This window comes from Rhodanobacter sp. UC4438_H5, from assembly GCF_052978405.1.
Map to the genome: position 1 here is coordinate 919,121 of NZ_CM129672.1, position 21,320 is coordinate 940,440.

At 67.7% G+C, this 21,320-nt stretch carries 21 protein-coding genes and 1 tRNA gene; 15 read left to right on the forward strand and 7 right to left on the reverse strand.

All coding sequences use genetic code 11. The annotated features are described in order from the left end of the window. The first annotated feature begins 72 nt into the window (after nucleotides 1–72). Nucleotides 73–1,056 carry a malate dehydrogenase gene (locus ACVCL9_RS04180; protein WP_447099018.1) on the forward strand — a complete coding sequence of 328 codons (984 nt, stop codon included), beginning with the start codon at nucleotides 73–75 and terminating at the stop codon, nucleotides 1,054–1,056. 116 nt (nucleotides 1,057–1,172) lie between these two features. Here ACVCL9_RS04180 and ACVCL9_RS04185 read toward each other — a convergent pair whose 3' ends face one another. Further along, a complete protein-coding gene (locus tag ACVCL9_RS04185) occupies nucleotides 1,173–2,381 on the reverse strand; it encodes a cation:proton antiporter (protein ID WP_447099017.1) in 1,209 nt (402 codons plus the stop codon). A gap of 75 nt (nucleotides 2,382–2,456) precedes the next feature. Further along, nucleotides 2,457–3,911 (reverse strand): MFS transporter, encoded by a 1,455-nt coding sequence (locus tag ACVCL9_RS04190; RefSeq protein WP_447099016.1) that lies wholly within the window; start codon nucleotides 3,909–3,911, stop codon nucleotides 2,457–2,459. A 183-nt stretch (nucleotides 3,912–4,094) separates the two neighbouring features. On the opposite strand from ACVCL9_RS04190, the gene rnk reads away from it, so the two are divergent. From rnk to ACVCL9_RS04210, 4 genes are all read left to right on the forward strand, one after another. After that, nucleotides 4,095–4,502: a nucleoside diphosphate kinase regulator gene (gene rnk / locus ACVCL9_RS04195; protein ID WP_395118264.1), complete on the forward strand. Its 408-nt coding sequence runs from the start codon at nucleotides 4,095–4,097 to the stop codon at nucleotides 4,500–4,502. A 61-nt stretch (nucleotides 4,503–4,563) separates the two neighbouring features. Further along, nucleotides 4,564–6,954 carry an NAD-dependent DNA ligase LigA gene (gene ligA / locus ACVCL9_RS04200; RefSeq protein ID WP_447099015.1) on the forward strand — a complete coding sequence of 797 codons (2,391 nt, stop codon included), beginning with the start codon at nucleotides 4,564–4,566 and terminating at the stop codon, nucleotides 6,952–6,954. Continuing rightward, nucleotides 6,954–7,910, forward strand: coding sequence for an EF-P lysine aminoacylase EpmA (epmA, locus tag ACVCL9_RS04205; RefSeq protein WP_447099014.1), 957 nt, complete (start codon nucleotides 6,954–6,956; stop codon nucleotides 7,908–7,910). Before ligA ends, epmA begins: the two co-directional genes overlap by 1 nt. A gap of 218 nt (nucleotides 7,911–8,128) precedes the next feature. Continuing rightward, nucleotides 8,129–9,433: an MFS transporter gene (locus tag ACVCL9_RS04210; RefSeq protein WP_447099013.1), complete on the forward strand. Its 1,305-nt coding sequence runs from the start codon at nucleotides 8,129–8,131 to the stop codon at nucleotides 9,431–9,433. A gap of 81 nt (nucleotides 9,434–9,514) precedes the next feature. On the opposite strand, the gene ACVCL9_RS04215 is transcribed toward ACVCL9_RS04210, so the two are convergent. Both ACVCL9_RS04215 and sbcB read right to left on the reverse strand, forming a co-directional pair. Then, a complete protein-coding gene (locus ACVCL9_RS04215) occupies nucleotides 9,515–10,201 on the reverse strand; it encodes a DUF2461 domain-containing protein (protein ID WP_447099012.1) in 687 nt (228 codons plus the stop codon). A gap of 72 nt (nucleotides 10,202–10,273) precedes the next feature. Continuing rightward, nucleotides 10,274–11,716: an exodeoxyribonuclease I gene (gene sbcB, locus ACVCL9_RS04220; protein WP_447099011.1), complete on the reverse strand. Its 1,443-nt coding sequence runs from the start codon at nucleotides 11,714–11,716 to the stop codon at nucleotides 10,274–10,276. 69 nt (nucleotides 11,717–11,785) lie between these two features. Between sbcB and orn the strand changes: the two genes are divergently transcribed. From orn to ACVCL9_RS04240, 4 genes are all read left to right on the forward strand, one after another. Continuing rightward, on the forward strand, nucleotides 11,786–12,349 hold the full coding sequence (gene orn, locus ACVCL9_RS04225) for an oligoribonuclease (protein WP_395118278.1): 564 nt from the start codon (nucleotides 11,786–11,788) through the stop codon (nucleotides 12,347–12,349). A 37-nt stretch (nucleotides 12,350–12,386) separates the two neighbouring features. Next, on the forward strand, nucleotides 12,387–13,295 hold the full coding sequence (gene folP, locus ACVCL9_RS04230; protein WP_447099010.1) for a dihydropteroate synthase: 909 nt from the start codon (nucleotides 12,387–12,389) through the stop codon (nucleotides 13,293–13,295). 43 nt (nucleotides 13,296–13,338) lie between these two features. Continuing rightward, complete coding sequence (glmM, locus tag ACVCL9_RS04235) at nucleotides 13,339–14,691, forward strand: phosphoglucosamine mutase (RefSeq protein WP_447099009.1); 1,353 nt, start codon at nucleotides 13,339–13,341, stop codon at nucleotides 14,689–14,691. Nucleotides 14,692–14,791: 100 nt separating this feature from the next. Beyond that, the gene (locus ACVCL9_RS04240) at nucleotides 14,792–15,727 is read left to right on the forward strand and encodes an isopenicillin N synthase family dioxygenase (protein WP_447099008.1); all 936 of its coding nucleotides are present in this window, start codon (nucleotides 14,792–14,794) and stop codon (nucleotides 15,725–15,727) included. A 45-nt stretch (nucleotides 15,728–15,772) separates the two neighbouring features. On the opposite strand, the gene ACVCL9_RS04245 is transcribed toward ACVCL9_RS04240, so the two are convergent. The 3 genes from ACVCL9_RS04245 to ACVCL9_RS04255 all read right to left on the reverse strand — a co-directional run bounded on the left by ACVCL9_RS04245 (nucleotide 15,773) and on the right by ACVCL9_RS04255 (nucleotide 17,767). Next, on the reverse strand, nucleotides 15,773–16,186 hold the full coding sequence (locus tag ACVCL9_RS04245) for a hypothetical protein (RefSeq protein WP_447099007.1): 414 nt from the start codon (nucleotides 16,184–16,186) through the stop codon (nucleotides 15,773–15,775). 95 nt (nucleotides 16,187–16,281) lie between these two features. Further along, nucleotides 16,282–16,953: a DUF6445 family protein gene (locus tag ACVCL9_RS04250; RefSeq protein WP_447099006.1), complete on the reverse strand. Its 672-nt coding sequence runs from the start codon at nucleotides 16,951–16,953 to the stop codon at nucleotides 16,282–16,284. Nucleotide 16,954: 1 nt separating this feature from the next. Beyond that, nucleotides 16,955–17,767 carry an SDR family NAD(P)-dependent oxidoreductase gene (locus ACVCL9_RS04255; protein WP_447099005.1) on the reverse strand — a complete coding sequence of 271 codons (813 nt, stop codon included), beginning with the start codon at nucleotides 17,765–17,767 and terminating at the stop codon, nucleotides 16,955–16,957. Between the two features lie 98 nt (nucleotides 17,768–17,865). On the opposite strand from ACVCL9_RS04255, the gene tpiA reads away from it, so the two are divergent. The 6 genes from tpiA (at nucleotide 17,866) to ACVCL9_RS04285 (ending at nucleotide 21,288) form a co-directional block, all read left to right on the forward strand. Beyond that, nucleotides 17,866–18,633 carry a triose-phosphate isomerase gene (gene tpiA, locus ACVCL9_RS04260; protein ID WP_447099004.1) on the forward strand — a complete coding sequence of 256 codons (768 nt, stop codon included), beginning with the start codon at nucleotides 17,866–17,868 and terminating at the stop codon, nucleotides 18,631–18,633. 23 nt (nucleotides 18,634–18,656) lie between these two features. Next, on the forward strand, nucleotides 18,657–19,121 hold the full coding sequence (secG, locus tag ACVCL9_RS04265; protein ID WP_447099003.1) for a preprotein translocase subunit SecG: 465 nt from the start codon (nucleotides 18,657–18,659) through the stop codon (nucleotides 19,119–19,121). A gap of 12 nt (nucleotides 19,122–19,133) precedes the next feature. Then, nucleotides 19,134–19,218, forward strand: a tRNA-Leu gene (locus ACVCL9_RS04270). Between the two features lie 184 nt (nucleotides 19,219–19,402). Further along, nucleotides 19,403–20,620, forward strand: coding sequence for a tyrosine-type recombinase/integrase (locus ACVCL9_RS04275; protein ID WP_447099002.1), 1,218 nt, complete (start codon nucleotides 19,403–19,405; stop codon nucleotides 20,618–20,620). Between the two features lie 114 nt (nucleotides 20,621–20,734). Beyond that, nucleotides 20,735–21,091, forward strand: coding sequence for a hypothetical protein (locus ACVCL9_RS04280; RefSeq protein WP_447099001.1), 357 nt, complete (start codon nucleotides 20,735–20,737; stop codon nucleotides 21,089–21,091). Next, entirely contained in the window at nucleotides 21,088–21,288 is a 201-nt protein-coding gene (locus ACVCL9_RS04285; protein ID WP_447099000.1) for a hypothetical protein, read from the forward strand. The genes ACVCL9_RS04280 and ACVCL9_RS04285 overlap by 4 nt, the downstream gene beginning before the upstream one ends. Nucleotides 21,289–21,320 lie beyond the last annotated feature (32 nt).

Here is a 21,320-nt window from a genome sequence, read left to right on the forward strand (position 1 = left end):
TCGCGACAGGAACATCGCGCGCAGGGTGCGCTCCTGCACGAGAATGAACACCCCCAGAAGGAGTCATCGTCCATGAAAGCCCCCGTTCGAGTTGCCGTTACCGGTGCTGCCGGCCAGATCGGCTATGCCTTGCTGTTCCGCATCGCCGCCGGCGACATGCTCGGCCCCGACCAGCCGGTGATCCTGCATCTGCTGGAGATCACCCCGGCCCTGCCGGCGCTGCAGGGCGTGGTGATGGAACTCAACGATTGCGCGTTCCCGACGCTGGCCGGCGTGGTCGCCACCGATGACGCCAATGTCGCGTTCAAGGATGTGGATTACGCCTTGCTGGTCGGCGCGCGCCCGCGCGGCCCGGGCATGGAGCGCAAGGATCTGCTGGAAGCCAACGGCGCGATCTTCGCACCGCAGGGCAAGGCCCTGAACGCGCATGCCAGGCGTGACGTGAGGGTGCTGGTGGTCGGCAACCCGGCCAACACCAATGCCCTGATCGCCCAGCAGAACGCGCCGGACCTGGATCCGAAGTGCTTCACCGCGATGGTTCGCCTCGACCACAACCGCGCCAAGAGCCAGCTGGCCGAGAAGACCGGCAAGCACAACACCGACGTGAAGAAGATGACGATCTGGGGCAACCACAGCTCCACCCAGTATCCCGACCTGCACCACGCCACCGTCGACGGCAAGCCGGCGCTGAGCCTGGTCGACCGGGCCTGGTACGAGAACGAGTTCATTCCCACCGTGCAGCAGCGCGGCGCGGCCATCATCAAGGCACGCGGCGCCTCGTCGGCCGCCTCGGCTGCCTCGGCGGCGATCGACCACATGCGCACCTGGGCGCAGGGCACGGCCGAGGGCGACTGGGCCTCGATGGGCATTCCTGCCGATGGCTCCTACGGCATCGCGCCGGGCGTGATCTACGGCTACCCGGTGACCGTGAAGAACGGCAAGTACGAGATCGTGCAGGGCCTGGAGATCGGCGCCTTCTCGCGTTCACGCATGGACGCCACCGACAAGGAACTGCGCGAGGAGCGCGCCGGCGTGGAGCACCTGTTCGCCAAGTGATCCCGCCGCGATGCCCGGCCCGCCCTCTGCGCAGGGGCAGCGGGCCACGGCGGCACTCCAACGGGCCGGCTTGCGTCGGCCCGTTGTCGTTTCGTCGCTGCCGCAAGCGGCAGCGGTCAGTTCGGTGCTTCGGGCAACTCCGTGGTGCCGGCGGCCTGATCGCCGCGCTTGAGCAGCCAGGCCAGGATCGGCGGCGTGACCATGGCGGTGAGCAGCGACATCGCCACGATGATCGCGTAGATGCGGTTGTCGAACACGCCGGCGGCCAGCCCCAGGGTGGCGACCACGATGCCCACCTCGCCGCGCGGCACCATGCCGAAGCCGATGATGGTGGCGCTGCGCGTGCCCAGCGTGAGCGAACCGAGCCAGCCGCCGGCCAGCTTGGATACCACCGCGATCGCGGTGACCACCGCCAGCATCCACAGCGCCTCGGCGCTGGCCAGTTCGTGCAGGTCGACCTTGCTGCCGGTGACCACGAAGAAGAACGGGGTAAGCAGGGCGAGCAGCGGGGCCGTCTGCTTTTCCAGGGTGTGCTGCTGGCGCGTTTCCGAGGCGATCATGCCGGCCAAGAACGCGCCGATGATCGCGGCCAGGCCGAAGCGGGTGGACAGCCAGGCCAGCCCCAGGCACAGCGCCAGCACGATCATCAGCGGCGAATGCGGGCCCAGCGGCTTGTCCAGCCAGGCGGAGTTCCAGCGCATCACCCGCGCGCCGCCCCAGCCAATCACCGCGATGAAGCCCGCCGCACCGGCGAGTACCACCAGCAGGTGCGAGGCATCGACGCTGCCGCCACCCTGCAGTGAAATCACGACGCCGAGCAGCAGCATGGCCAGGATGTCATCGATCACCGCCGCACCCAGGATCACCTTGCTCTCGATCCGCTGCAGTACGCCCAGCTCCTGCAGCACGCGCGCGGTGATGCCGGCCGAGGTGGCCACGAAGGCCGCCGCGACGAACAGTGAACGGTCCCAGTCGAAGCCGTTGCCGTGGGCCCACACGCTGCCCATGCCGAACGGCACCAGCACGCCGACCACGCCGACCGCGAACGCCACCGCACCGACCTTCTTCATGTCTTCCAGCCGGGTTTCCAGGCCCACCGCGAACAGCAGCAGGATCACGCCGATCTCCGCCAGCACGTCGAGCGGGGTGCCGGTGGCGATCTGCCCCGGGCTGATCCAGCCGAGCAGGGAAGGGCCGATCGCGCAACCGGCGGCGATCTCGCCGACCACGCCGGGCAGCTTCAGTCGTTGCGCGATCTCGCTGCCGATCTGGGCGGCGACGAACACGACAAACAGGGTGAACAGGATTTCGCTGGCGTGGTGCATGCAATACGTGCCCGAGCTTGCGGCAAAGACTGCATGCTACACGCAGCCTCTCGCCGGGCGGCGCCTTGCCGCGGTTCAACCTGCCGCTGCGCCGGCTCGCGACAGCGGGCGATCGTGCCGCAGCCGGCCGAACACGCGGCTGGCCGCCGCCGTGACCAGCGCCAGCAGCAGCACCGTCCAGCGGAACGCCTCGACGTAATCCGCGCGCTCATGCCCCTGCAGCAGCGCCTGCATCAGCAGCGTAGACAGCGCGATGCCGAAGCTCATCGCGAGGTATTGCACGGTCGAGGCCATCGACGAAGCCATCGAGGCGTGCGCGATGTCCAGGTCGTGATAGATCAGCGTGTTCATCGCGGTGTACTGCAGCCCGGCGAAGCCGCCGTAGCAGAACGTCAACGTCGCGATGGCCCACACCGGCGTGGCCGGTCCGAGCAGGGCAAACGCCGCCAGCAGCACGGCCACGATCAAGGTGTTGCCCAGCAGCAGGCGGCGGTAACCCAGGTGCACCAGCACGCGATTGATCGCCCATTTGGCGCAGATCGAACCCAATGCCTGCGGCACCATCATCAGGCCGGCCATCAGCGGCGACCAGCCGCAACCGACCTGCAGGAACAGCACCAGCAACAGGAACATGCCGGAGATGCCGAGCCGGGTGAACAGGCCGCCGGCCAGCGCCACCCACACGCTGCGCACCTTGAGCAGGGTCAGGTCGGCGACCGGAAAGGCGGTGCGTCGGCTGTGCCACACATAGGCCAGGCCCAGCAGCACCGCCGCCAGACTGCATTGGCCGATGCGCATCCACGGCACGGGCGTGGCGCCGGCCAGCTCCGAGGCGATCAGCAGCAGGGCCGAGGCGGCGGCGAAAAGCCCGAAGCCGAACAGGTCGAAACGGTGTGCGCGCTCCAGCCGGTAGTCCGGCATGTCGCGCCGGTTCATCCACACCCCGGCGATCGCCACCGGCACGTTGATCAGGAAGATCAGCCGCCACGAGGTGAACTCCACCAGCGCGCCGCCGAGCAGGGGGCCGAGTACTGAACCCAGCAGGCCGAAGGTGGCCACCGTGCTCATCGCGCGCACGAACTCGCGCCTGTCGATGCTGCGCACCAGCACGTAGCGCCCGACCGGCATCAGCGAGGCGCCACCGATGCCCTGCAGCACGCGCGCGGCGACCAGTTGCGGCAGCGTCTGCGCCAGCCCGCACAGCAGCGAACCCAGCCCGAACACCACGATCGCGGCGCCGAACACCCGCCGCGTGCCCAGCCGGTCGCACAGCCACGGACTGGCCGGGATCAGGATCGCCAGGGTCAGGACGTAGCTGGTCAGCGCCGTGCGCATGCCCAGCGGGGTCACCTCCAGCGCCACGGCCATCATCGGCACCGCGGTGTTGACCACGGTGGAATCCAGCGCCTGCATGAAGAAGGCCGCCGCGACCAGCCACAGCAGGCCGCGGAAGCGCTCGCGCGTGGACGGCTCGGGCAAGGCGGCCGAAACCGTTGCTGAAGGGGCGTCCGCGGCGGCTGGGCTGGCCATGTCGGGCATGATAACTGTTGTGACAGCTTGCATTTGGCGCCGGGATTTTGCACAGTCACGTCTGATGCACCTGCCGCCGGTGATGTGCCAGGCGCGGCAGCGGATAACCGACCTCACGCGCCGGGACACCATGTTCTGGCGCGTGTTTTTGTGCGGCTGGAGCCGCGGGAACCAGGAATCACCATGAGTCATTCAGCAATCACCGTGTCGCGCATCGACCTGGATCGCATCGAAGCCCTGCTGGAGCGGCTGCCGGCAGCCGAGGCCGACAAGCTGCAGGCGCTGCGCGCCGAGCTGGATCGCGCCGACGTGGTCGAGCCGGCGGACATGCCGCCGCACATCGTGACGATGAACTCCACCGTGGTCTTCGAAGATGAGTCCGACGGCGAAAAGCTGACCCTCACCCTGGTCTACCCGGCCGGCGCCGGTGCGCCCGGTACGGTCTCGATCCTCGCCCCCGTGGGCAGTGCGCTGCTGGGCCTGGCGCGCGGCCAGCAGATCGACTGGCCGATGCCCGACGGGCGCAAGCGCCGCCTGAAAGTGCTGGAGATCACCTACCAGCCCGAGGCCGCCGGCCACCTGCACCGCTGAGCGCCGCGCGCGCGGCGGGCGCACCGGCGGGTCGCTAAACTGCGCGGAGAAGGAGACCCGCATGGCCGCAACCGCCGTTCCCGCCGACATCCTGGCCCGCGCCGCCGCACTGCGCGCGCAGATCGAGCAGGCCAATTACCGCTACCACGTGCTCGACGACGCGGACATCACCGATGCCGCGTACGACCGCCTGATGCGCGAACTGGAAGCGCTGGAAGCCGCACACCCGGCGCTGGCCTCACCCGATTCACCGACGCGCAAGGTCGGCGCACGCGCGCACGGCGGCTTTGCCGAGGTGCGCCACGCGATCCCGATGCTGTCGCTCGGCAATGCCTTCGAGCAGGACGGCGAGACCGATCGCGAACGCTTCCACGAGGTGGCCGAGTTCGAGCGGCGCATCGAGCAGACGACAAAACGGACTGAACCAGTTTTCTCGGTCGAACCCAAGCTCGATGGCCTGGCGATCAGCCTGCGCTACGAGCATGGCGTGTTCGTGCAGGGTGCCACCCGCGGCGACGGCGAAACGGGCGAGGACGTCACCGCCAACCTGCGCACGGTGCGGGCGATCCCGTTGAAGCTGCGCGGCAAGGACTGGCCCGAGGTGCTCGAAGTACGCGGCGAGGTGATCATGCTGCGCAAGGATTTCGAGGCGTTCAACGCATACGCCCGCGCCCACGACGAGAAGCCGCTGGCCAATCCGCGCAACGGCGCTGCCGGCTCGCTGCGCCAGCTCGACCCGGCGATTACCGCGAAGCGGCGGCTCAGTTTCTTCGCCTACGCGATCGGCGTGGTCGAGGGCGGCGAGCTGCCGCCGACCCATTCGGCCACGCTGCGGCAGCTGCGCGAGTGGGGGTTCCCGGTGTCGCCGGAAGTGGACATCGCACGTGGCTTCGATGGCCTGATCGCCTATTTCCGGCGCATCGGCGCCAGGCGCGACAGCCTGCCTTACGACATCGACGGCGTGGTCTACAAGCTGGACGATTACGAAGGCCAGCGCGAGATGGGTTTCGTCTCGCGCGCGCCGCGCTGGGCGATCGCGCACAAGTTTCCCGCGCAGGAGCAAACCACCCGCCTGCTAGACATCGAGGTGCAGATCGGCCGCACCGGCGCCGCCACGCCGCGCGCGCGGATGGAGCCGGTACAAGTGGCCGGCGTCACCGTCACCTACGCCACGCTGCACAACGCCGACCAGGTCGCGCGGCTGGATGCGCGCATCGGCGACACGGTGATCGTGCGCCGTGCCGGCGACGTGATTCCGGAAGTGGTGCGCGTGGTCGAGGGCCAGCGCCCGCCCGGCACGGTGCCGTGGACGATGCCCGCGCAATGCCCGGTGTGCGGTTCGGCGCTGATCCGCGAAGAGGGCGCCGCCGCCTGGCGCTGCTCCGGCGGACTGATCTGCGCGGCACAGCGCAAGGAGGCACTGATCCACTTCGCGTCGCGTCGTGCCATGGACATCGAAGGCCTGGGTGAGCGCTTCGCCGAGGCGCTGGTGGAGTTCGACATCGTGCACTCGCCAGCCGATCTGTACGCGCTCACCGTCGACAGCTTCGTGGCGATGAAGCAGGCGATCGACGAACGGGATGGCACCACGCCCGAAACGGTCAAGGCCGGCAAGGTGGCGACCAAGTGGGCCGAGAACCTGGTCGCCGGCATCGAGGCCAGCAAGCACACCACGCTGGCGCGCTTCCTGTTCGCGCTGGGCATCATGCATATCGGCGAGAGCACGGCCAAGACGCTGGCCGCGTGGCTGGGCCGGCTCGATGTCGTGCGCGCCATGCCGGCGCCGGTACTGCGCGTGCTGCCTGACGTTGGCGCCGAAGTGGCCACCTCGATCGCCGGCTTCTTCGCGCAGGCGGGCAACCAGCAGGTGGTCGATGCGCTGCTCGAGGCCGGCATCGTGTTCAGTGACGAGAGCGCGCCTTCGCCGCAGCTGCGCGAGCGGCTGAATCTGGGCGTGCTGCTGGACATGGCCGGGATCAACAAGCTCGGTCCCAAGAGCAGCAAGCTGCTGGCGCAGCATTTCCCCACGCTCGATCGCCTGCTCGCCGCGGGCGCGGCGCACTGGATCACCGCTGGCGTGCCGCAGGCCGCGGCGGCGGCGTTGGAAGCCTTCCTGGCCGATCCCGCTGCACAGGCTGCGTTGCGCGATGCCGAGGCAGCGATGCACCGCCTGCTCGATGCGATTCCCGCCGGCGCGGCCGTGGCCACGGCGCCGCTGGACGGGCAGACCTTCGTGCTCACCGGCACGCTGGCCTCGCTCAGCCGCGACGAGGCAAAGGATCGGCTGGAGGCGCTGGGCGCCAAGGTCTCCGGATCGGTCTCGAAAAAGACCAGCGTGGTGGTGGCAGGCGTTGAAGCCGGCTCGAAACTGGACAAGGCGCAGGAGCTTGGCGTGCCGGTCTGGGACGAGGCGCAGTTGCTGGCCTTGCTCGACGAGCACGGGGCGGGTTGATGAGTCTCGCCCTGCCTGACGCCCTGCGCTTGCGTGCACGGCTGTACGCCCTGATCCGCGCGTATTTCGCCACGCGCGACGTGCTGGAGGTGGAAACCCCGGTGCTGTCGGCAGCCGGCAATACCGATCCGAACATGCAGGGTTTCAGCACGACCTTCAGCGGCCATGTCGATGCCGGTGCGCGCGAGCGCTGGTTGCGCACCTCGCCGGAGTACCCGCTGAAGCGGCTGCTCGCGGCGGGTGTCGGCGACTGCTACGAGCTGGGCCGGGTGTTTCGCAACGGCGAGGCGGGCGGGCGTCACAACCCCGAGTTCACCATGCTGGAGTGGTACCGGGTCGGTTGGGACCATCGCCGGCTGATGCAGGAAACCATCGTGCTGGTGGAGGCTGCGCTGGGGCTGGTGGGGCGGCGCGCCGAGGTGCGGGTGACCACGTACCGGCAGCTGTTCCTGGACGGGCTGGGCATTGACCCGTTGCATGCGCCGGTGGACGAACTGCGTGCGCCGCTGACCGCGTTCGGCATCGGCCCGGACGGGCTTGGCCGTGACGACTGGCTCGACCTGTTGATCACCCACAAGCTGCAGCCGGCGTTTCCGCGCGACCGCATCACGGTGATCCACGACTATCCGGCCAGCCAGTGTGCACTGGCGAAGATTCGCCCCGGCGAACCGCCGCTGGCCGAGCGCTTCGAGCTGTATCTGGGCCGTTACGAGCTGGCCAACGGCTACCACGAGTTGAACGATGCGGCCGAGCAGCGCGGGCGCTTCGAGCGCGACAACGCGGTACGCCGCGAGCGCGGCCTGCGCGAGATCCCGTTGGACGAGAACCTGCTGGACGTGCTCGATGCCATGCCTGCTTGCGCCGGCGTGGCGCTGGGCGTGGAGCGTCTGTTGATGTGCCTGGCCGATACCGACGCGATCGCCGACGTGTTGGCGTTTCCGTTTGCCCGGGCGTGAGACGCGGCGCGCGACCGGGCCGGTCGCACGCCTTGTCGCTCAGGCGGAGTCGCCCCCGCCGGTTGCTCCAGCCGGTCGACCGGGCTTGAAATCCCCGGCCAGTCGCGCCGGAGACCCATCGGAAAACGGCTCGCAGCCCGAGCACCCAGGTCGATCGGGCGGACCGGTTTTTGGGTTATGTTTCCGCGGCGGCCACGGCGGCTCCCGGAAAACTGACGATGATCGAACATGGCCTCGTGTTGCAGCGTGACATCACGGATGACCGGACTCTCGGTCGCCGCGACATCCGCACGCTGACCCTGGCGGCCCTGGGCGGCGCGCTGGAGTTCTACGACTTCGTGGTGTTCGTGTTTTTCGCGATCCCGCTGAGCCAGCTGTTCTTCCCGCACGACACCGCGCCGTGGCTGGCGCAGCTGCAGGTGTTCGGCATCTTCGCGGCGGGCTACCTCGCGCGGCCGCTGGGCGGCATCGTGATGGCCCACTATGGCGACAAGCTGGGGCGCAAGCGGATGTTCACGCTCAGCGTGTTCCTGATGGCGGTGCCCACGCTGGGTATCGGCCTGCTGCCGGTATACGCGCAGGTCGGCATGCTGGCGCCGCTGGCCTTGCTGTCGCTGCGGGTGGTGCAGGGCATCGCGGTGGGAGGCGAAGTACCCGGCGCGTGGGTGTTCGTGGCCGAGCACGTGCCGGCGCGACGGGTGGGATTTGCCTGCGCCAGCCTCACTTCGGGGCTGACCGTGGGCATCGTGATCGGCTCGCTGGCGGCGGCGGCGATCAACAGCCGGATGAGCCCGGCGACCGTGCTCGATTGGGGCTGGCGCGTGCCGTTCCTGGTCGGCGGCGTGTTCGGTTTCTTAGCGGTGTGGCTGCGGCGCTGGCTCAGCGAGACGCCGGTATTCGAGGCGATGCACGCCCGGCGAGAGCTGGCCAGCGGCCTGCCGCTGCGGCAAGTATTCGAGCAGCATTTTCCCAGTGTGCTGCTGTCGATGCTGGTGACCTGGATGCTCACCGCGGCGATCCTGGTGATCGTCCTGATGACGCCGTCGCTGGTGCAGTCGGTGTTCCATGTGGCGCCGGCGCGGGCGTTCCTCGGCAACACCGTGGCCTCCGTCGCGCTGGCGTTGGGCTGTCTGGGCTATGGCGTCCTGGCGGATCGAATCGGGTTTGCGCGCGCGCTGCTGTTCGGCGCGGCCGGCCTGGTGGTGTGCAGCTACGCGCTGTATCTGGATCTGCGCTTCGGGGCGGCGCATTTCCTCGTGCTGTACGCGCTCGCCGGGCTGGCCGTCGGCGTGGTCGGCGTGGTCCCGGCGCTGATGGTGGTGGCGTTCCCGCCCGCGGTGCGCTTCTCCGGATTGTCGTTCTCGTACAACATCGCCTACGCAGTGTTCGGCGGCATCACGCCGCCGCTGATCGGCCTGCTGGTGAAGCAGTTCGGCGTGCTGGCGCCGGCGCATTACGTGGCGTTCGCCGCGGTGATCGGGATGGGCGTGGCGTACACGCAACTTCGTCGCCGGCATGCGTAGGAGCCCGCTTGCGGGCGATGCTTTTCCCTGCGCGCACGAAGACAAGAGCATCGCCCGCGAGCGGGCTCCTGCCGTGGGCGATCAGAACTCCAGCTCCTGCGCGGCGCACAGATAGTCGACCAGCGGAGCGACGCGCTTGAAGGTGGCGACCGTCCACGGCAGCAGTTCGTCAGAGCAGGCCAGCGCTTCGCTGAAGCCGGTGCTGGCGATGAAATCCTTGCGCTTGAGATCCTCGATCAGCTCATGCGCCGGGTCGTAGCCGCGCGGCGGGCGGATCAGCGATTCACCGGCGAGCTGCAGGTGCTCCCGGAAGGTCTTGCTTCGCGTGGCGCGCTTCCATGCTTCCGGATTGTCGACCAGGAATTCGCGGATGTGCTTCAGTGCGTCCGGTTCCGGATGCCACATGCCGCCACCGGCGAAACAGTCGCCGGGTTCGATGTGGAGGTAGAAACCGGGCGCCTGGATCTCGTGGCGTCGCTCATGGGTGAAACGCGAGCCCTGCCAGGATTTGTACGGCAGCTTGTTGTTGGAGTAGCGCGTGTCGCGGTAGATGCGGTACAGCGAACCGCCGTTCTTGCGCGGGTCGGCGCGGTAGTGCGGGCTGATCTCCGCCAGCGGCGCCTGCAGGTCGGCGATCAGGACGAGGAACGGCTCGCGCACGTGGCGCTCGTAGTCGTCCTTGTGCGCGTGGAACCAGTCGCGATGGTTGTTGCGTTCCAGAGCGCGCAGGAAGCGGAAGGTGGCGGGGGTGAAATAGCTCTTGGGCATGGTGGTTCGTCGAGGGTGGGGCGGGCATTGCGCCGGGCTTTGGGCGTGTCGCGGTGGCGGGCAGCGCCGGCCCTACGTTCCGTCGATGCTGTGGGCGAGTTGCTCGCCCCAGGCCTGCAACTGATCGAGCAGGGGCAGCTTGTCCTGCGCGGCCGGATCGTGGCGCAGCTCGCCGAGGCGGGCGAAGTAGTCATCGAGCGTGAGTCCGGTCAGCGGCGTGTGGCGAGTCAGCCGTGCCTGGCGGAATGCACCCCAACGCACGTGTTCCTCCACGTCCAGCGTCTCGGGCCAGTTGCGCGCGCGGTAGCGGAACAGCAGCTCCGGATAGCGCGGGTCGCGGAATGGAAACGCGCGCGTGCCCAGTTCTGCCGGTGGCGTGGCACGTACCTGGGCCAGCAGGCGCTTGTCGGCATCGGGCAGGAAGCCGTTGTAGAGCGCCAGCTCCGGATCTTCCGGCGGAGGAAACTCCGCGGCGCGCTGGAACACGCGACGCAGCTTTTCGGCCAGCCCGTCGACCGCGCGCAAGGTGTCGCGATGCGCGAGGCAACGCTCCAGGTCGAGTTGCAGGCGCTGCAGGTCCACGCCTTGCAGCACCGACAGCGGCGCCAGCGCCGGTGCGTGGTTTGCCCGCACCGTGCGCAGCGGGATGCGTTCGATGCCTTCGGGGAGATCGGCACGCGGCGTGAAGATGCGGTCGGCGATCTCGTCTTCGTCCAGCGCCAGCCATTCGACCGGATCGGTGGCCAGGTCGTACACGATCACTTCGCCGGCGCGGCCCGGATGCGCGGCCAGCGGCGCGATCAGTGCAAGGCAGTGGCGACTGGCCGGGTAGCGCGAGGAGACGTGCACCAGCGGCGTCATGTTCACCACGTCGAGCAGGTCGAACACCTTCTGCTTGCGGCGCAACGCGTAGTACCAGTCCCACAGTCGCGGTTGGCGCACACGGATCAGCCGGGCCAGGTCGATCAGCGCACGGACGTCGGACAGGGCATCATGCGCCCGCTCCTGGCTGAGCCGGTTCGCGCTGGCCAGGTGCTCCAGCTTGAAACTCGGCGAGCCATCCTCGCGGGTCGGCCAGACAATGCCCTCGGGGCGCAGCGCCTGGCACATGCGCACCAGGTCGATCAGGTCCCAGCGCGAATTGCCGTTCTCCCATTCGCGGCCGTACGGGTCGTGGAAGTTGCGGTAGAGCATCTGCCGGGTGAATTCGTCGTCGAAACGCAGCGAGTTGTAGCCGACTCCGCAGGTGCCTGGTGCGGCCAGCTGTTCATGCACGCGGGCGGCGAAGTCGGCCTCGCCGACGCCCTCGCGCTCGGCCTGCTGCGGCGTGATGCCGGTGATCAGGCAGGCGTCCGGATGAGGCGGCATCTCCAGCGGGGGCTTGCCGTAGAACATCACGGGTTCGCCGACGATTTCCAGCTCCAACGTGGTGCGGATGCCGGCGAACTGCAGTGGGCGGTCGCGGCGTGGATCGGCGCCCGAGGTCTCGTAGTCGTGCCAGAAGAAGGTCTGCATCCGGCGATGATCGCATGCAGGCATCCGTCACGGGCAAGGCTGATAAACTGGGTCGCACAAGGAGATTCCATGAGCCAAGCCAACGAAGAAAACCTGATCTGGATCGATCTGGAGATGACCGGCCTCGACACCGACAATGATTCGATTCTCGAGATCGCCACGGTGGTTACCGACAAGAACCTCAACGTGCTGGCCGATGGCCCGGTCTTCGCGATACGCCATGAAATCGACCGGCTGGAATCCATGGACAGCTGGAACATCAACCAGCATCACAAATCCGGCCTGTGGCGCCAGGTGCTGAACTCGCAGACCGACCACGCGATGGCCGAGCAGGCCACCGTGGAGTTCCTGCGCGCCTGGGTGCCGCCAGGCAAGTCGCCGATGTGCGGCAACTCGATCTGCCAGGACCGGCGCTTCATGCACCGGCAGATGCCGCGGCTGGAGCGCTATTTCCACTATCGCAACCTCGACGTGTCCACGTTGAAGGAACTGGCGCGTCGCTGGGCGCCGGAAATCGCCAAGAGCGTGGGCAAGGAATCGGCGCACACGGCGTTGTCCGACATCCGCGATTCCATCGCCGAGCTGCGCCATTACCGGCGCTACATGGGCGAGCTGGGCGGCACGGGCGGATGAGCCCGCGGGCAGCAGGGCACGGCGCGGAGACATCAGCATGACGAACGAATGGTTTGCACCGGTACTGGACTGCGCCGGTCGCGCCCTGTCGCTGGATCGCCCGCGCGTGGTCGGCATCCTCAACCTCACGCCTGATTCGTTTTCCGACGGCGGCATCCACGCCAACGTGGACGACGCGGTGGCGCACGGCGTGCGCATGGTCGAGGAGGGCGCGGACATGCTCGACGTGGGTGGCGAATCCACCCGTCCCGGCGCCGACGAGGTCTCCGTCGAGGAGGAGTTGCGCCGCGTGCTGCCGGTGATCGAGCAGCTGGCGGCGCGCACGACGGTGCCGATCTCCATCGACACCTCGCGCCCGCAGGTGATGCGCGCGGCGGTGGCCGCGGGTGCGGGCATGATCAACGACGTGTACGCGCTGCGCCGCGACGGGGCGCTGGAGGCGGCAGCCGAGCTGGGCGTGCCGGTGTGCCTGATGCACATGCTGGGCGAGCCGCGCAGCATGCAGGACGACCCGCATTACGACGACGTCGTCGCCGAGGTGCATCGTTTCCTCACCGATCGCCTGTTTGCCTGCGAGCTGGCGGGCATCGACCGGCGCAAGGTGGTGGTCGATCCCGGTTTCGGCTTCGGCAAGACGCTGGAACACAATATTGCGCTGCTGTGCGCGCTGGATCGTTTCACCAGCCTGGGCAGCGGGGTGTACGCCGGTCTCTCGCGCAAGCGCATGATCGGCACCCTGACCGGCCGCGCCACGCCGGCCGATCGCGCGGCCGGTTCGGTGGCCGCGGCGCTGATCGCAGTGCAGCGTGGTGCCCGCATCGTGCGTGTGCATGATGTGTTGCCCACGGTCGATGCGCTGGCGGTATGGAGTGCGGTGCAGGCGGCCGACGCGGCGCCGCGCCGGGACGATCGCCCACCTGCGCCGCGCTGGCCGGACGACGACTGAAAACGCCCCGTTCGATGCGCCCATCCTTTCTCGGAAGATCACGATGACAGAACGCAAGTATTTCGGCACCGACGGTATCCGCGGCCTGGTCGGGCAGTGGCCGATCAGTGCCGATTTCATGCTGCAGCTGGGCCGCGCCGTCGGCGCGGTGCTCGGGCGCGAGGGCGGCGAACGGCCCCGGGTGCTGATCGGCAAGGACACGCGCGTGTCCGGCTACATGTTCGAGGCGGCGCTGGAGGCCGGGCTGGTGGCGGCCGGCGCCGACGTCGGCCTGCTCGGCCCGATGCCCACGCCGGCCGTGGCGTTCCTGACGCGCTCCATGCGTGCGCAGGCCGGCATCGTGATTAGCGCCTCGCACAATCCGCACCACGACAACGGCATCAAGTTCTTCTCCGCCGCCGGCGAGAAGCTCTCCGACGCGGTGGAGCTGGCGATCGAGGCGGAGCTGGAGGCGCCGTTCGCCACGGTCGCCTCCGAGCGCTTGGGCAAGGCCGTGCGCGTCGCCGATGCGGTGGCGCGCTACGCGGAGTTCTGCAAGGCCACGGTAGCCGAGGATTTCAGCCTGCGCGGGATCAAGCTGGTGCTCGACTGCGCGCACGGCGCCACCTACCAGGTCGCGCCGAAAGTGTTTGCCGAACTGGGCGCCGAGGTGGTGGCGATCGGCGACAAGCCCGATGGCTTCAATATCAACGATGGAGTGGGTTCGACCCATCCGGAGGCGTTGCAGCAGGCGGTGCTGGCGCATGCGGCCGACCTGGGCGTGGCGTTCGATGGCGACGGCGATCGGGTGATCCTGGTCGATCGGCATGGCGAACTCGCCGATGGCGACGACATCCTGTTCATCCTCGCCCGACACCTGCGCGCGCAGGGCCTGCTGGCCGGTCCGGTGGTCGGCACCCTGATGAGCAATTTCGGGTTGCAGCAGGCGCTGGATGACCTCGGCGTGCCATTCATCCGCGCCAACGTCGGCGACCGCTACGTCATGCAGCAACTGCAGCAGCACCAGGGTGTGCTGGGTGGTGAAACTTCCGGCCACATCCTTTGCCTGGACCGGGCCAGCACCGGCGACGGCATCATCGCAGCGCTGGCCGTCCTGGAAGCACTGACGCATGCCGGCCATGACCTGGCCAGCGCGCGCCAGGGGCTGCAGAAGTTTCCGCAGGTCATGCTCAACGTGCGCGCCGAGGGTGCGCGCGAGTCGCTGCGGAGCGACGCGGTGCGCGCTGCATTGGGCGAGGTCGAGCGCGTCCTGCAGGGGCGCGGCCGGGTGGTGCTGCGCGCTTCGGGCACCGAGCCGGTGGTACGGGTCACGGTCGAGGGCGCCGACGCGGACGAAGTGCGGCAACTGGCGGATCGCCTCGCCGGAACGGTAAAATCCGCCGCCGAACGCTCGTGAACCTGAGGTAGTACCGGGTCGCCATGGATTGGCCCGACGTGCCCCGCCCCCTGCGGTGGCGGATCAATCGACCGCACGACCCTCCAATGGACGTTCACCCATGAAGCACGTTCCCACCCTCGACATCCGCCGTTACGACAGCGACCGCAACGCCTTCGTCGCGGAAATCGGTGCGGCCTACCGCGAATTCGGTTTCTGCTGCATCAGCGGCCACGGCATCGCGCGCGAGCTGATCGACGGCTCCTACGACGTGTTCCGGCGTTTCTTCGCGCTGCCCACCGAGACCAAGATGAAGTACCACGTGCCGGGCAGCGGCGGTGCGCGCGGCTACACGCCCTTCAAGGTCGAGACGGCCAAGGACAGCCAGTACGCCGACCTCAAGGAGTTCTGGCATATCGGCCGCGAGATCCCGCGCGATTCGAAGTTTGCCGAGCTGATGCCGCCGAACCTCTGGCCGGCCGAGGTGCCCGACTTCAAGCGCTACGGTTACGGCCTGTACGAGGCGCTCGACCAGCTCGGCACGCGCGTGCTTCGCGCGCTGGCGCTGCACATCAGGCAGCCGGAGAACTTTTTCGAGGACAAGACCGACGTCGGCAACTCGATCCTGCGGCCGATCCATTACCCGCCGATCACCGACGAGAATGTGCCGAACGTGCGCGCCGGTGCGCACGAGGACATCAACTTCATCACCCTGCTGGTCGGCGCCAGCGCCGAAGGGCTCGAAGTGCTCACCCGCGAGGGCGAGTGGCTGCCGATCACCACCGAGGGCGACGCGATCGTGGTGAACATCGGCGACATGCTGCAGCGCCTCTCCAACCACGTGTATCCGTCGACCACTCATCGCGTGGTCAACCCGCCGAACGAGAACGCGCGCAAGCCGCGCTACTCGGTGCCGTTCTTCCTGCACCCGAACCCGGACGTGATGCTCGATCCGCTCGATTCCTGCATCACGCCGGACAACCCGCGCCGCTACGACACCTCGATCAGCTCGCACGAATACCTGCTGCAGCGGTTGCGCGAGATCAAGCTGATCTAGGGCCGGGATGCGGGGCGCCCCGTCGGGCGCCCCGCGATGCCGTTGCTACTGGTTTTCCAGCGCGTGGGTGTTCTGCAGGTTGCGGCGGATGTCCTGTTCCAGGTAGTCGATCCAGCCGTTGTAGTTGCGATGGATGCTGCGCTGAGCGCCCTTCTCGCGATAGTTCAGGTTGGTGCTGCGCAGGTAGGTGAGGTTCACCGCCGCGGCGTCGTAGGTGATGCGGATGGTGGCGGTATGTTCGCGAATGTGCAGCGTGCTGAGGATGTCGCCGTCGGCAAGATTGTCCAGGGTCCAGCCGCGACCTTCGAGAGCATTGATGATGCTGGCCTTGACCTGCGCCTGGCTGACCCCGGTCGGCACGGCGATCGGTGCGGCGGGCTTCAGCGGCGCCGAGGTACAGGCAACGAGCGCCAGCGTGGCCAGAAGCACGAGTACCGTCCTTTTCAACAGTCGATCCATGAGAATTCCCCCTGTGTGGTGCAAGCGCGCGGACATGCGCCGCAGGATCATAGCCGACGAACGCAGGCGGTCCGCGGCAAGCTGATTCCGGAGGATTACGCCATCCAGAAGAACACGGCGGTCATGCGCTTGGCCGCCATCTCCAGTCCCCAGTACGCGCTGGCGCTGTGGATCAGGTTGGCCTTGTAGACCAGCAGCCGGTTCCAGCGGTGCGCCACGCGCACGTCTTCGACGAACGCATCCGGGCGCACGAAACGGTTGCCCAGGGCCTCGGCCAGGTTGCGATGCGGCGGCAACACGATGTTGCCGCCGAGCTGGCCGCCGGGCATGCGCTGGCGGAAGAAACTGGTGCCGCAGTGGTCCGGGACGCCCGGGTTGAGGTAGAGCACGGCGGCGTAGCGGCACAGGTGCGAGGAATCGGTGTGCGGCTTCACCGAGCCTTCGACCGAGCCGACGACCTGCACGCAATTGTGGTTGAGCCGGGTGCCGGCTTCGCTATGCTCGACCCAGACCCTGGCCGCACCGGTCAGTGCGCAGACTCGCGCATCCAGTGCCGCCAGTTCCCCATCGAGCAAGGCGGGCATGGCCCGCATGCCGGGCCAGACTTCACCCGTGTGCGGGTAGCCGAGTTCCCAGTCGGTGCGGGCCAGGCAGCGTTCGCGCACTTCACCGGCATTCGCCAGGACATCGTCCACCACCCAGTAATCGCGGCCTTGTTGTGGTTTGCGATAGGGGAGCGGACGCATCTGCGTCGGCATCAGCGACATGTCAGTGGGTTTCCGTGTCGCGATAACGCGTGCCTTGCCGTGCCGACAGCCGCAGTGCCAATCGGTCCGGCATCAGCTGCAGCGCCGTCTTGATGAAACGGTTGATCCGGCCCGGGATGTAGACCGCGTCGCCACGCTCCACCGCGGCAATGCCCCGGCGCACGACCTCGTCGGCGGTCAGCCACATGTAGCCGGGCAGCTTGTCCATTTTTGCGCGCGTGCCGGTGACGTCGTGGAACTCCGACCAGGTGAAGCCCGGGCACAGCGCGCTGACATGGACGCCGCACGCGCTGTTTTCCAGTGCCAGCGCCTGCGAGAACTTGATCAGGTAAGCCTTGCTCGCCGCATACAAGGTGTGGCCGGCCGGCGCCGGAACATGCCCGGCCAGCGAGGCCACGTTGATGATGCGACCGTATCCGCGCTGGCGCATGCCGGGGAGCAATCGCCAGGCCAGCTCGGTGGGCGCGGTGAGCAGCACGCGCAGGAAATCGGCATGCACCGGCCAGTCATTGGCGTCGAACCTGCCGGGCACGCCGTAGCCGGCGTTGTTGACCAGCCAGTCCACCCGCAGGGCGCGTTGCTCCATGGCATGGCAAAGGTCCACCACCGCCGTCGGCTCGCCCAGGTCGCAAGACAGCACCGTGACCGTGGTCGAGTGCGTCGCGTGCAGTTCCGTCGCCAGCTCCTGCAGGCGCTCGGTACGGCGCGCGGTGACCACCAGGTCATGGCCCCGTGCGGCAAGCTGGCGGGCGAACGCCGCACCGATGCCGGAAGAGGCGCCAGTAACCAGGCTGAGCGGGCGAGCAGGTGTCATCGGTGTTCCCTGTGAGTGCCGCCGCGCGTGACCGGCGGGTTTGCCGATGTCGCGGGCGCTGGCTAAGCTTGCCGTTTTGACGGCTACGGAAGCACACCATGCGCAAGAAACTGGTCGCTGGCAACTGGAAGATGCACGGCAGTCGCACGATGGCCGCCGCGCTCGTCGACGAGCTTGCTGCCGCCAAGCCGGCGTCGATCGACGTGAACGTGTTCCCGCCTTTTCCCTACCTGGCCGAACTGGCTGCGCAGCACCGTGACAGCGGCATCGGCTTTGGCGCGCAGGATCTGAGCGAGCACGAAGGGCAGGGCGCGTTCACCGGCGAAGTGTCCGGCGCGATGCTGGCGGATGTCGGCGCGCGCTGGGTGCTGGTGGGCCATTCGGAGCGCCGGCAGTACCACCATGAGGACAACGAGCTGGTGGCGCGCAAGTTCGCCGCTGCACGCGCGGCGGGCCTCACGCCGATCCTGTGCGTGGGCGAAACCCTGCAGCAGCGCGAAGCCGATGCCACCGAAAGCGTGATCGCCGCCCAGCTGCAGGCCGTGCTGCGCAGCTCGGGCATCGCCAGTTTCGACACCGCGGTGATCGCCTACGAGCCGGTCTGGGCGATCGGCACCGGCCGTACCGCCACGCCGGAACAGGCGCAGCAGGTGCATGCGTTCATTCGTAGCCAACTGGAAACCGAAGATGCTACACTTTCCCGTCTGACCCGACTGCTTTACGGCGGTAGCGTCAAGGCGGCGAATGCCGCCGAGTTGTTCGCGCAGGCGGACGTGGACGGTGGCCTGATCGGCGGTGCCTCATTGACTGCTGCGGACTTCCTGGCCATCTGCACCGCCGCACACCAGGCGCCCCAGGGCAGCTAGTACACAGGCTCGAATACAAACCTATGTTCGTCATTTTCAGCGTGTTTTACATCCTGATCGCTGCGGCCATGATCGTGCTGATCCTGCTGCAGAACGGTGCAGGCGCGGATGCCGGTTCCGGTTTCGGCGGCGGCGCGTCGGCTACGGTGTTCGGCGCGCGGGGTTCGTCGACCTTCCTGACCCGCGCCACCGGCGTGCTGGCCGGGCTGTTCTTCCTGCTCAGCCTCGGCATGGGCATTTACCTGCATGCCAACGGCGCGCCACAGCCCGCCGGCGGCGGCCTGGGCGTGATGGCCGGTTCGACGGAACAGCCTGCACCCGCAGCGGCGACACCGCCGGCCGCAACCAACGGTTCGGAAGTACCCGCGGCCAAGCCGGCCGCCGGCAAGGCCGTTCCGGCAGCGGCGCCCGCCGCCACGAACGCAGCGCCGGCCCAGAGCCAGGGCGACGTGCCGCCGGCAAAGCCGTCGGAGCCAACAAAGCACTGAAGCAACACACCTGCCCAGGTGGCGGAACTGGTAGACGCACTACCTTGAGGTGGTAGCGCCGAAAGGCGTGGGGGTTCGAGTCCCCCCTTGGGCACCAATAGACTGTTTCAGGACGTCCGATAGAGTCCGAGAAACACAACGAAACCCGCTACTTGGCGGGTTTTTTTGTGCCCGAGTGTCCCATATCGTCCGATACGGGCCTATTGCATCCGGTCAGAACTGTGAGTAACTTTGGGAGTAACAAGGCCGGGTGGCCGGTTACTCACGGCGGAGTTACTCACATGCTGACCGAGATCAAGCTGCGCTCCCTGCGCCCCCGCGGCGCGCTGTACCGGGTGGCCGACGGTAACGGGCTGGCGGTCGAGGTGCCGACGTCCGGGGCGCTACGCTGGCGCTACCGCTACCGGTTCGACGGCAGGGCCAAGATGCTGAGCCTGGGCACCTATCCGAGCGTGACGCTGGCGCAAGCCCGGCTGAGGCGTGACGCGGCCCGGGCCCAGGTCGCCCAGGGCGTCGACCCCAGCGCCGAACGGCAGGCCAGCAAGGAGGCGAAGGCGGAAGCCGCGGCCCCTGTCCCGACTTTCCGCCTGGTGAGCGAGCAGTGGATGGCCCGGCAGGACGTGGCCGAGATCACCGCGGCGAAGTCCCGCTGGATCTTGGAATCGTTCCTGTACCCGGACCTGGGCAGCCGGCCGATTGGCGAGATCACGGCGCGCGAGCTGCTGGACACCCTGCGCAAGGTCGAGGCCACCGGCAAGCTGGAAACCGCCAAACGGGCCAAGGTGAAGGCGGGGCAGGTGTTCCGCTACGCCATCCTGGAGGGGATCACCGACAACGACCCGACCGGCAGCCTGCGCGGTGCGTTGAAGTCGCCCAGGGTGAAGCATCATGCCGCCATCGTCGACCCGGCCCAAGTGGGCGAGCTGCTGCGCGCGATCGACGGCTTCACCGGCCAGTACGTGACCCTGTGCGCCCTGAAGCTGGCTCCGTTGCTGTTCGTGCGGCCTGGTGAACTGCGACAAGCCGAATGGGCCGAGTTCGACCTGGACGAAGCGATGTGGCGCATCCCCGGCGAGCGCATGAAGATGAAAGCCGCGCACCTGGTGCCGCTGTCCACCCAGGCGGTGGCGATCCTGCGCGAGTTGCAGACCTTCGCCGGCGGAGGCCGCTACGTGTTCCCGGGCCTGCGCACCGCCAGCCGACCCATGAGCGAGAACACTATCAATGCCGCGCTGCGCCGGCTGGGTTACTCCGGTGAGGAAATGACCGGCCACGGCTTCCGCGGCATGGCGGCGACGCGGCTCAACGAAATGGGCTGGAAGCCGGACGCGATCGAGCGCCAGCTGGCCCATGCCGAATCGAACAAGGTGCGCGAGGCCTACACGCACGCCGCGCAGTACCTGGACGAACGCACCCGCATGATGCAGGCGTGGGCGGACTACCTGGATGGCTTGCGCGCTGGCGGCAAGGTAGTCGCGTTCAAGAGCAAGGCTGGTTGAGTCGCACGCGATGCGACGCCGGCATGAAGAATCGGGCCTGGCCCGGTAAGCGGCGGAACCGGGTGTTACGAGCACCCGGCCCGCCTTCCACAACCGTTCCAATGGAGAACGATCATGGCAACGAAAAGTGTAACCGATGAATCCATTCCGCCCTTCAAACCGGTGCTTGAGGATGTTGGCTTCGACAGGAACGGCCTTGCCGAGAGTGCCGTTTGGGCATTGAATGGTGCTGAGGCAATCAGCACGATCATCATGGAGGACATCGACGGAGAGACCAAGGGCAAGTGGTCTGAGGGCTTCCTGTGGCATCTGCATCAAGGGCAGCAAGCCCTTTTGGCTTTCGCGCGTAATCAGACGCAGGCGCTGAGTCATGAGCTTTGGTACACGCACGCACTACTTGGTGACTATGGCGAACAGGCCAAAGCCGACGCGATCGCCAAGATCGAGAAGACAACAGGGGCAATCGCATGAGCACAAAAGGCCGTGATCTCGCCTCATCGGAAAAGCTCTCCGAGATATGCGTGTTGTTCAACTCCATGGAAGCCGTTATCAGCAGCCTTTACGACGCACTGGAAGAGTTTGGTAGTGACGGTGGACAAGCCTACGGACTGGCGATGACCCTCGAAAATCTCAACAATCAGGTAGGCCGGCACGCCGGCGCCATCTGACCGTTTCAACGCCGCGCCTAGGCTGATCCCCG

Bases quoted from the DNA above. Each gene is read 5' to 3' on its own strand.
- ACVCL9_RS04180 (WP_447099018.1), top strand. From the start codon at position 73: ATGAAAGCCCCCGTTCGAGTTGCCGTTACCGGTGCTGCCGGCCAGATC.
- ACVCL9_RS04185 (WP_447099017.1), bottom strand. From the start codon at position 2,381: ATGCACCACGCCAGCGAAATCCTGTTCACCCTGTTTGTCGTGTTCGTC.
- ACVCL9_RS04190 (WP_447099016.1), bottom strand. From the start codon at position 3,911: ATGGCCAGCCCAGCCGCCGCGGACGCCCCTTCAGCAACGGTTTCGGCC.
- rnk (WP_395118264.1), top strand. From the start codon at position 4,095: ATGAGTCATTCAGCAATCACCGTGTCGCGCATCGACCTGGATCGCATC.
- ligA (WP_447099015.1), top strand. From the start codon at position 4,564: ATGGCCGCAACCGCCGTTCCCGCCGACATCCTGGCCCGCGCCGCCGCA.
- epmA (WP_447099014.1), top strand. From the start codon at position 6,954: ATGAGTCTCGCCCTGCCTGACGCCCTGCGCTTGCGTGCACGGCTGTAC.
- ACVCL9_RS04210 (WP_447099013.1), top strand. From the start codon at position 8,129: ATGATCGAACATGGCCTCGTGTTGCAGCGTGACATCACGGATGACCGG.
- ACVCL9_RS04215 (WP_447099012.1), bottom strand. From the start codon at position 10,201: ATGCCCAAGAGCTATTTCACCCCCGCCACCTTCCGCTTCCTGCGCGCT.
- sbcB (WP_447099011.1), bottom strand. From the start codon at position 11,716: ATGCAGACCTTCTTCTGGCACGACTACGAGACCTCGGGCGCCGATCCA.
- orn (WP_395118278.1), top strand. From the start codon at position 11,786: ATGAGCCAAGCCAACGAAGAAAACCTGATCTGGATCGATCTGGAGATG.
- folP (WP_447099010.1), top strand. From the start codon at position 12,387: ATGACGAACGAATGGTTTGCACCGGTACTGGACTGCGCCGGTCGCGCC.
- glmM (WP_447099009.1), top strand. From the start codon at position 13,339: ATGACAGAACGCAAGTATTTCGGCACCGACGGTATCCGCGGCCTGGTC.
- ACVCL9_RS04240 (WP_447099008.1), top strand. From the start codon at position 14,792: ATGAAGCACGTTCCCACCCTCGACATCCGCCGTTACGACAGCGACCGC.
- ACVCL9_RS04245 (WP_447099007.1), bottom strand. From the start codon at position 16,186: ATGGATCGACTGTTGAAAAGGACGGTACTCGTGCTTCTGGCCACGCTG.
- ACVCL9_RS04250 (WP_447099006.1), bottom strand. From the start codon at position 16,953: ATGTCGCTGATGCCGACGCAGATGCGTCCGCTCCCCTATCGCAAACCA.
- ACVCL9_RS04255 (WP_447099005.1), bottom strand. From the start codon at position 17,767: ATGACACCTGCTCGCCCGCTCAGCCTGGTTACTGGCGCCTCTTCCGGC.
- tpiA (WP_447099004.1), top strand. From the start codon at position 17,866: ATGCGCAAGAAACTGGTCGCTGGCAACTGGAAGATGCACGGCAGTCGC.
- secG (WP_447099003.1), top strand. From the start codon at position 18,657: ATGTTCGTCATTTTCAGCGTGTTTTACATCCTGATCGCTGCGGCCATG.
- ACVCL9_RS04275 (WP_447099002.1), top strand. From the start codon at position 19,403: ATGCTGACCGAGATCAAGCTGCGCTCCCTGCGCCCCCGCGGCGCGCTG.
- ACVCL9_RS04280 (WP_447099001.1), top strand. From the start codon at position 20,735: ATGGCAACGAAAAGTGTAACCGATGAATCCATTCCGCCCTTCAAACCG.
- ACVCL9_RS04285 (WP_447099000.1), top strand. From the start codon at position 21,088: ATGAGCACAAAAGGCCGTGATCTCGCCTCATCGGAAAAGCTCTCCGAG.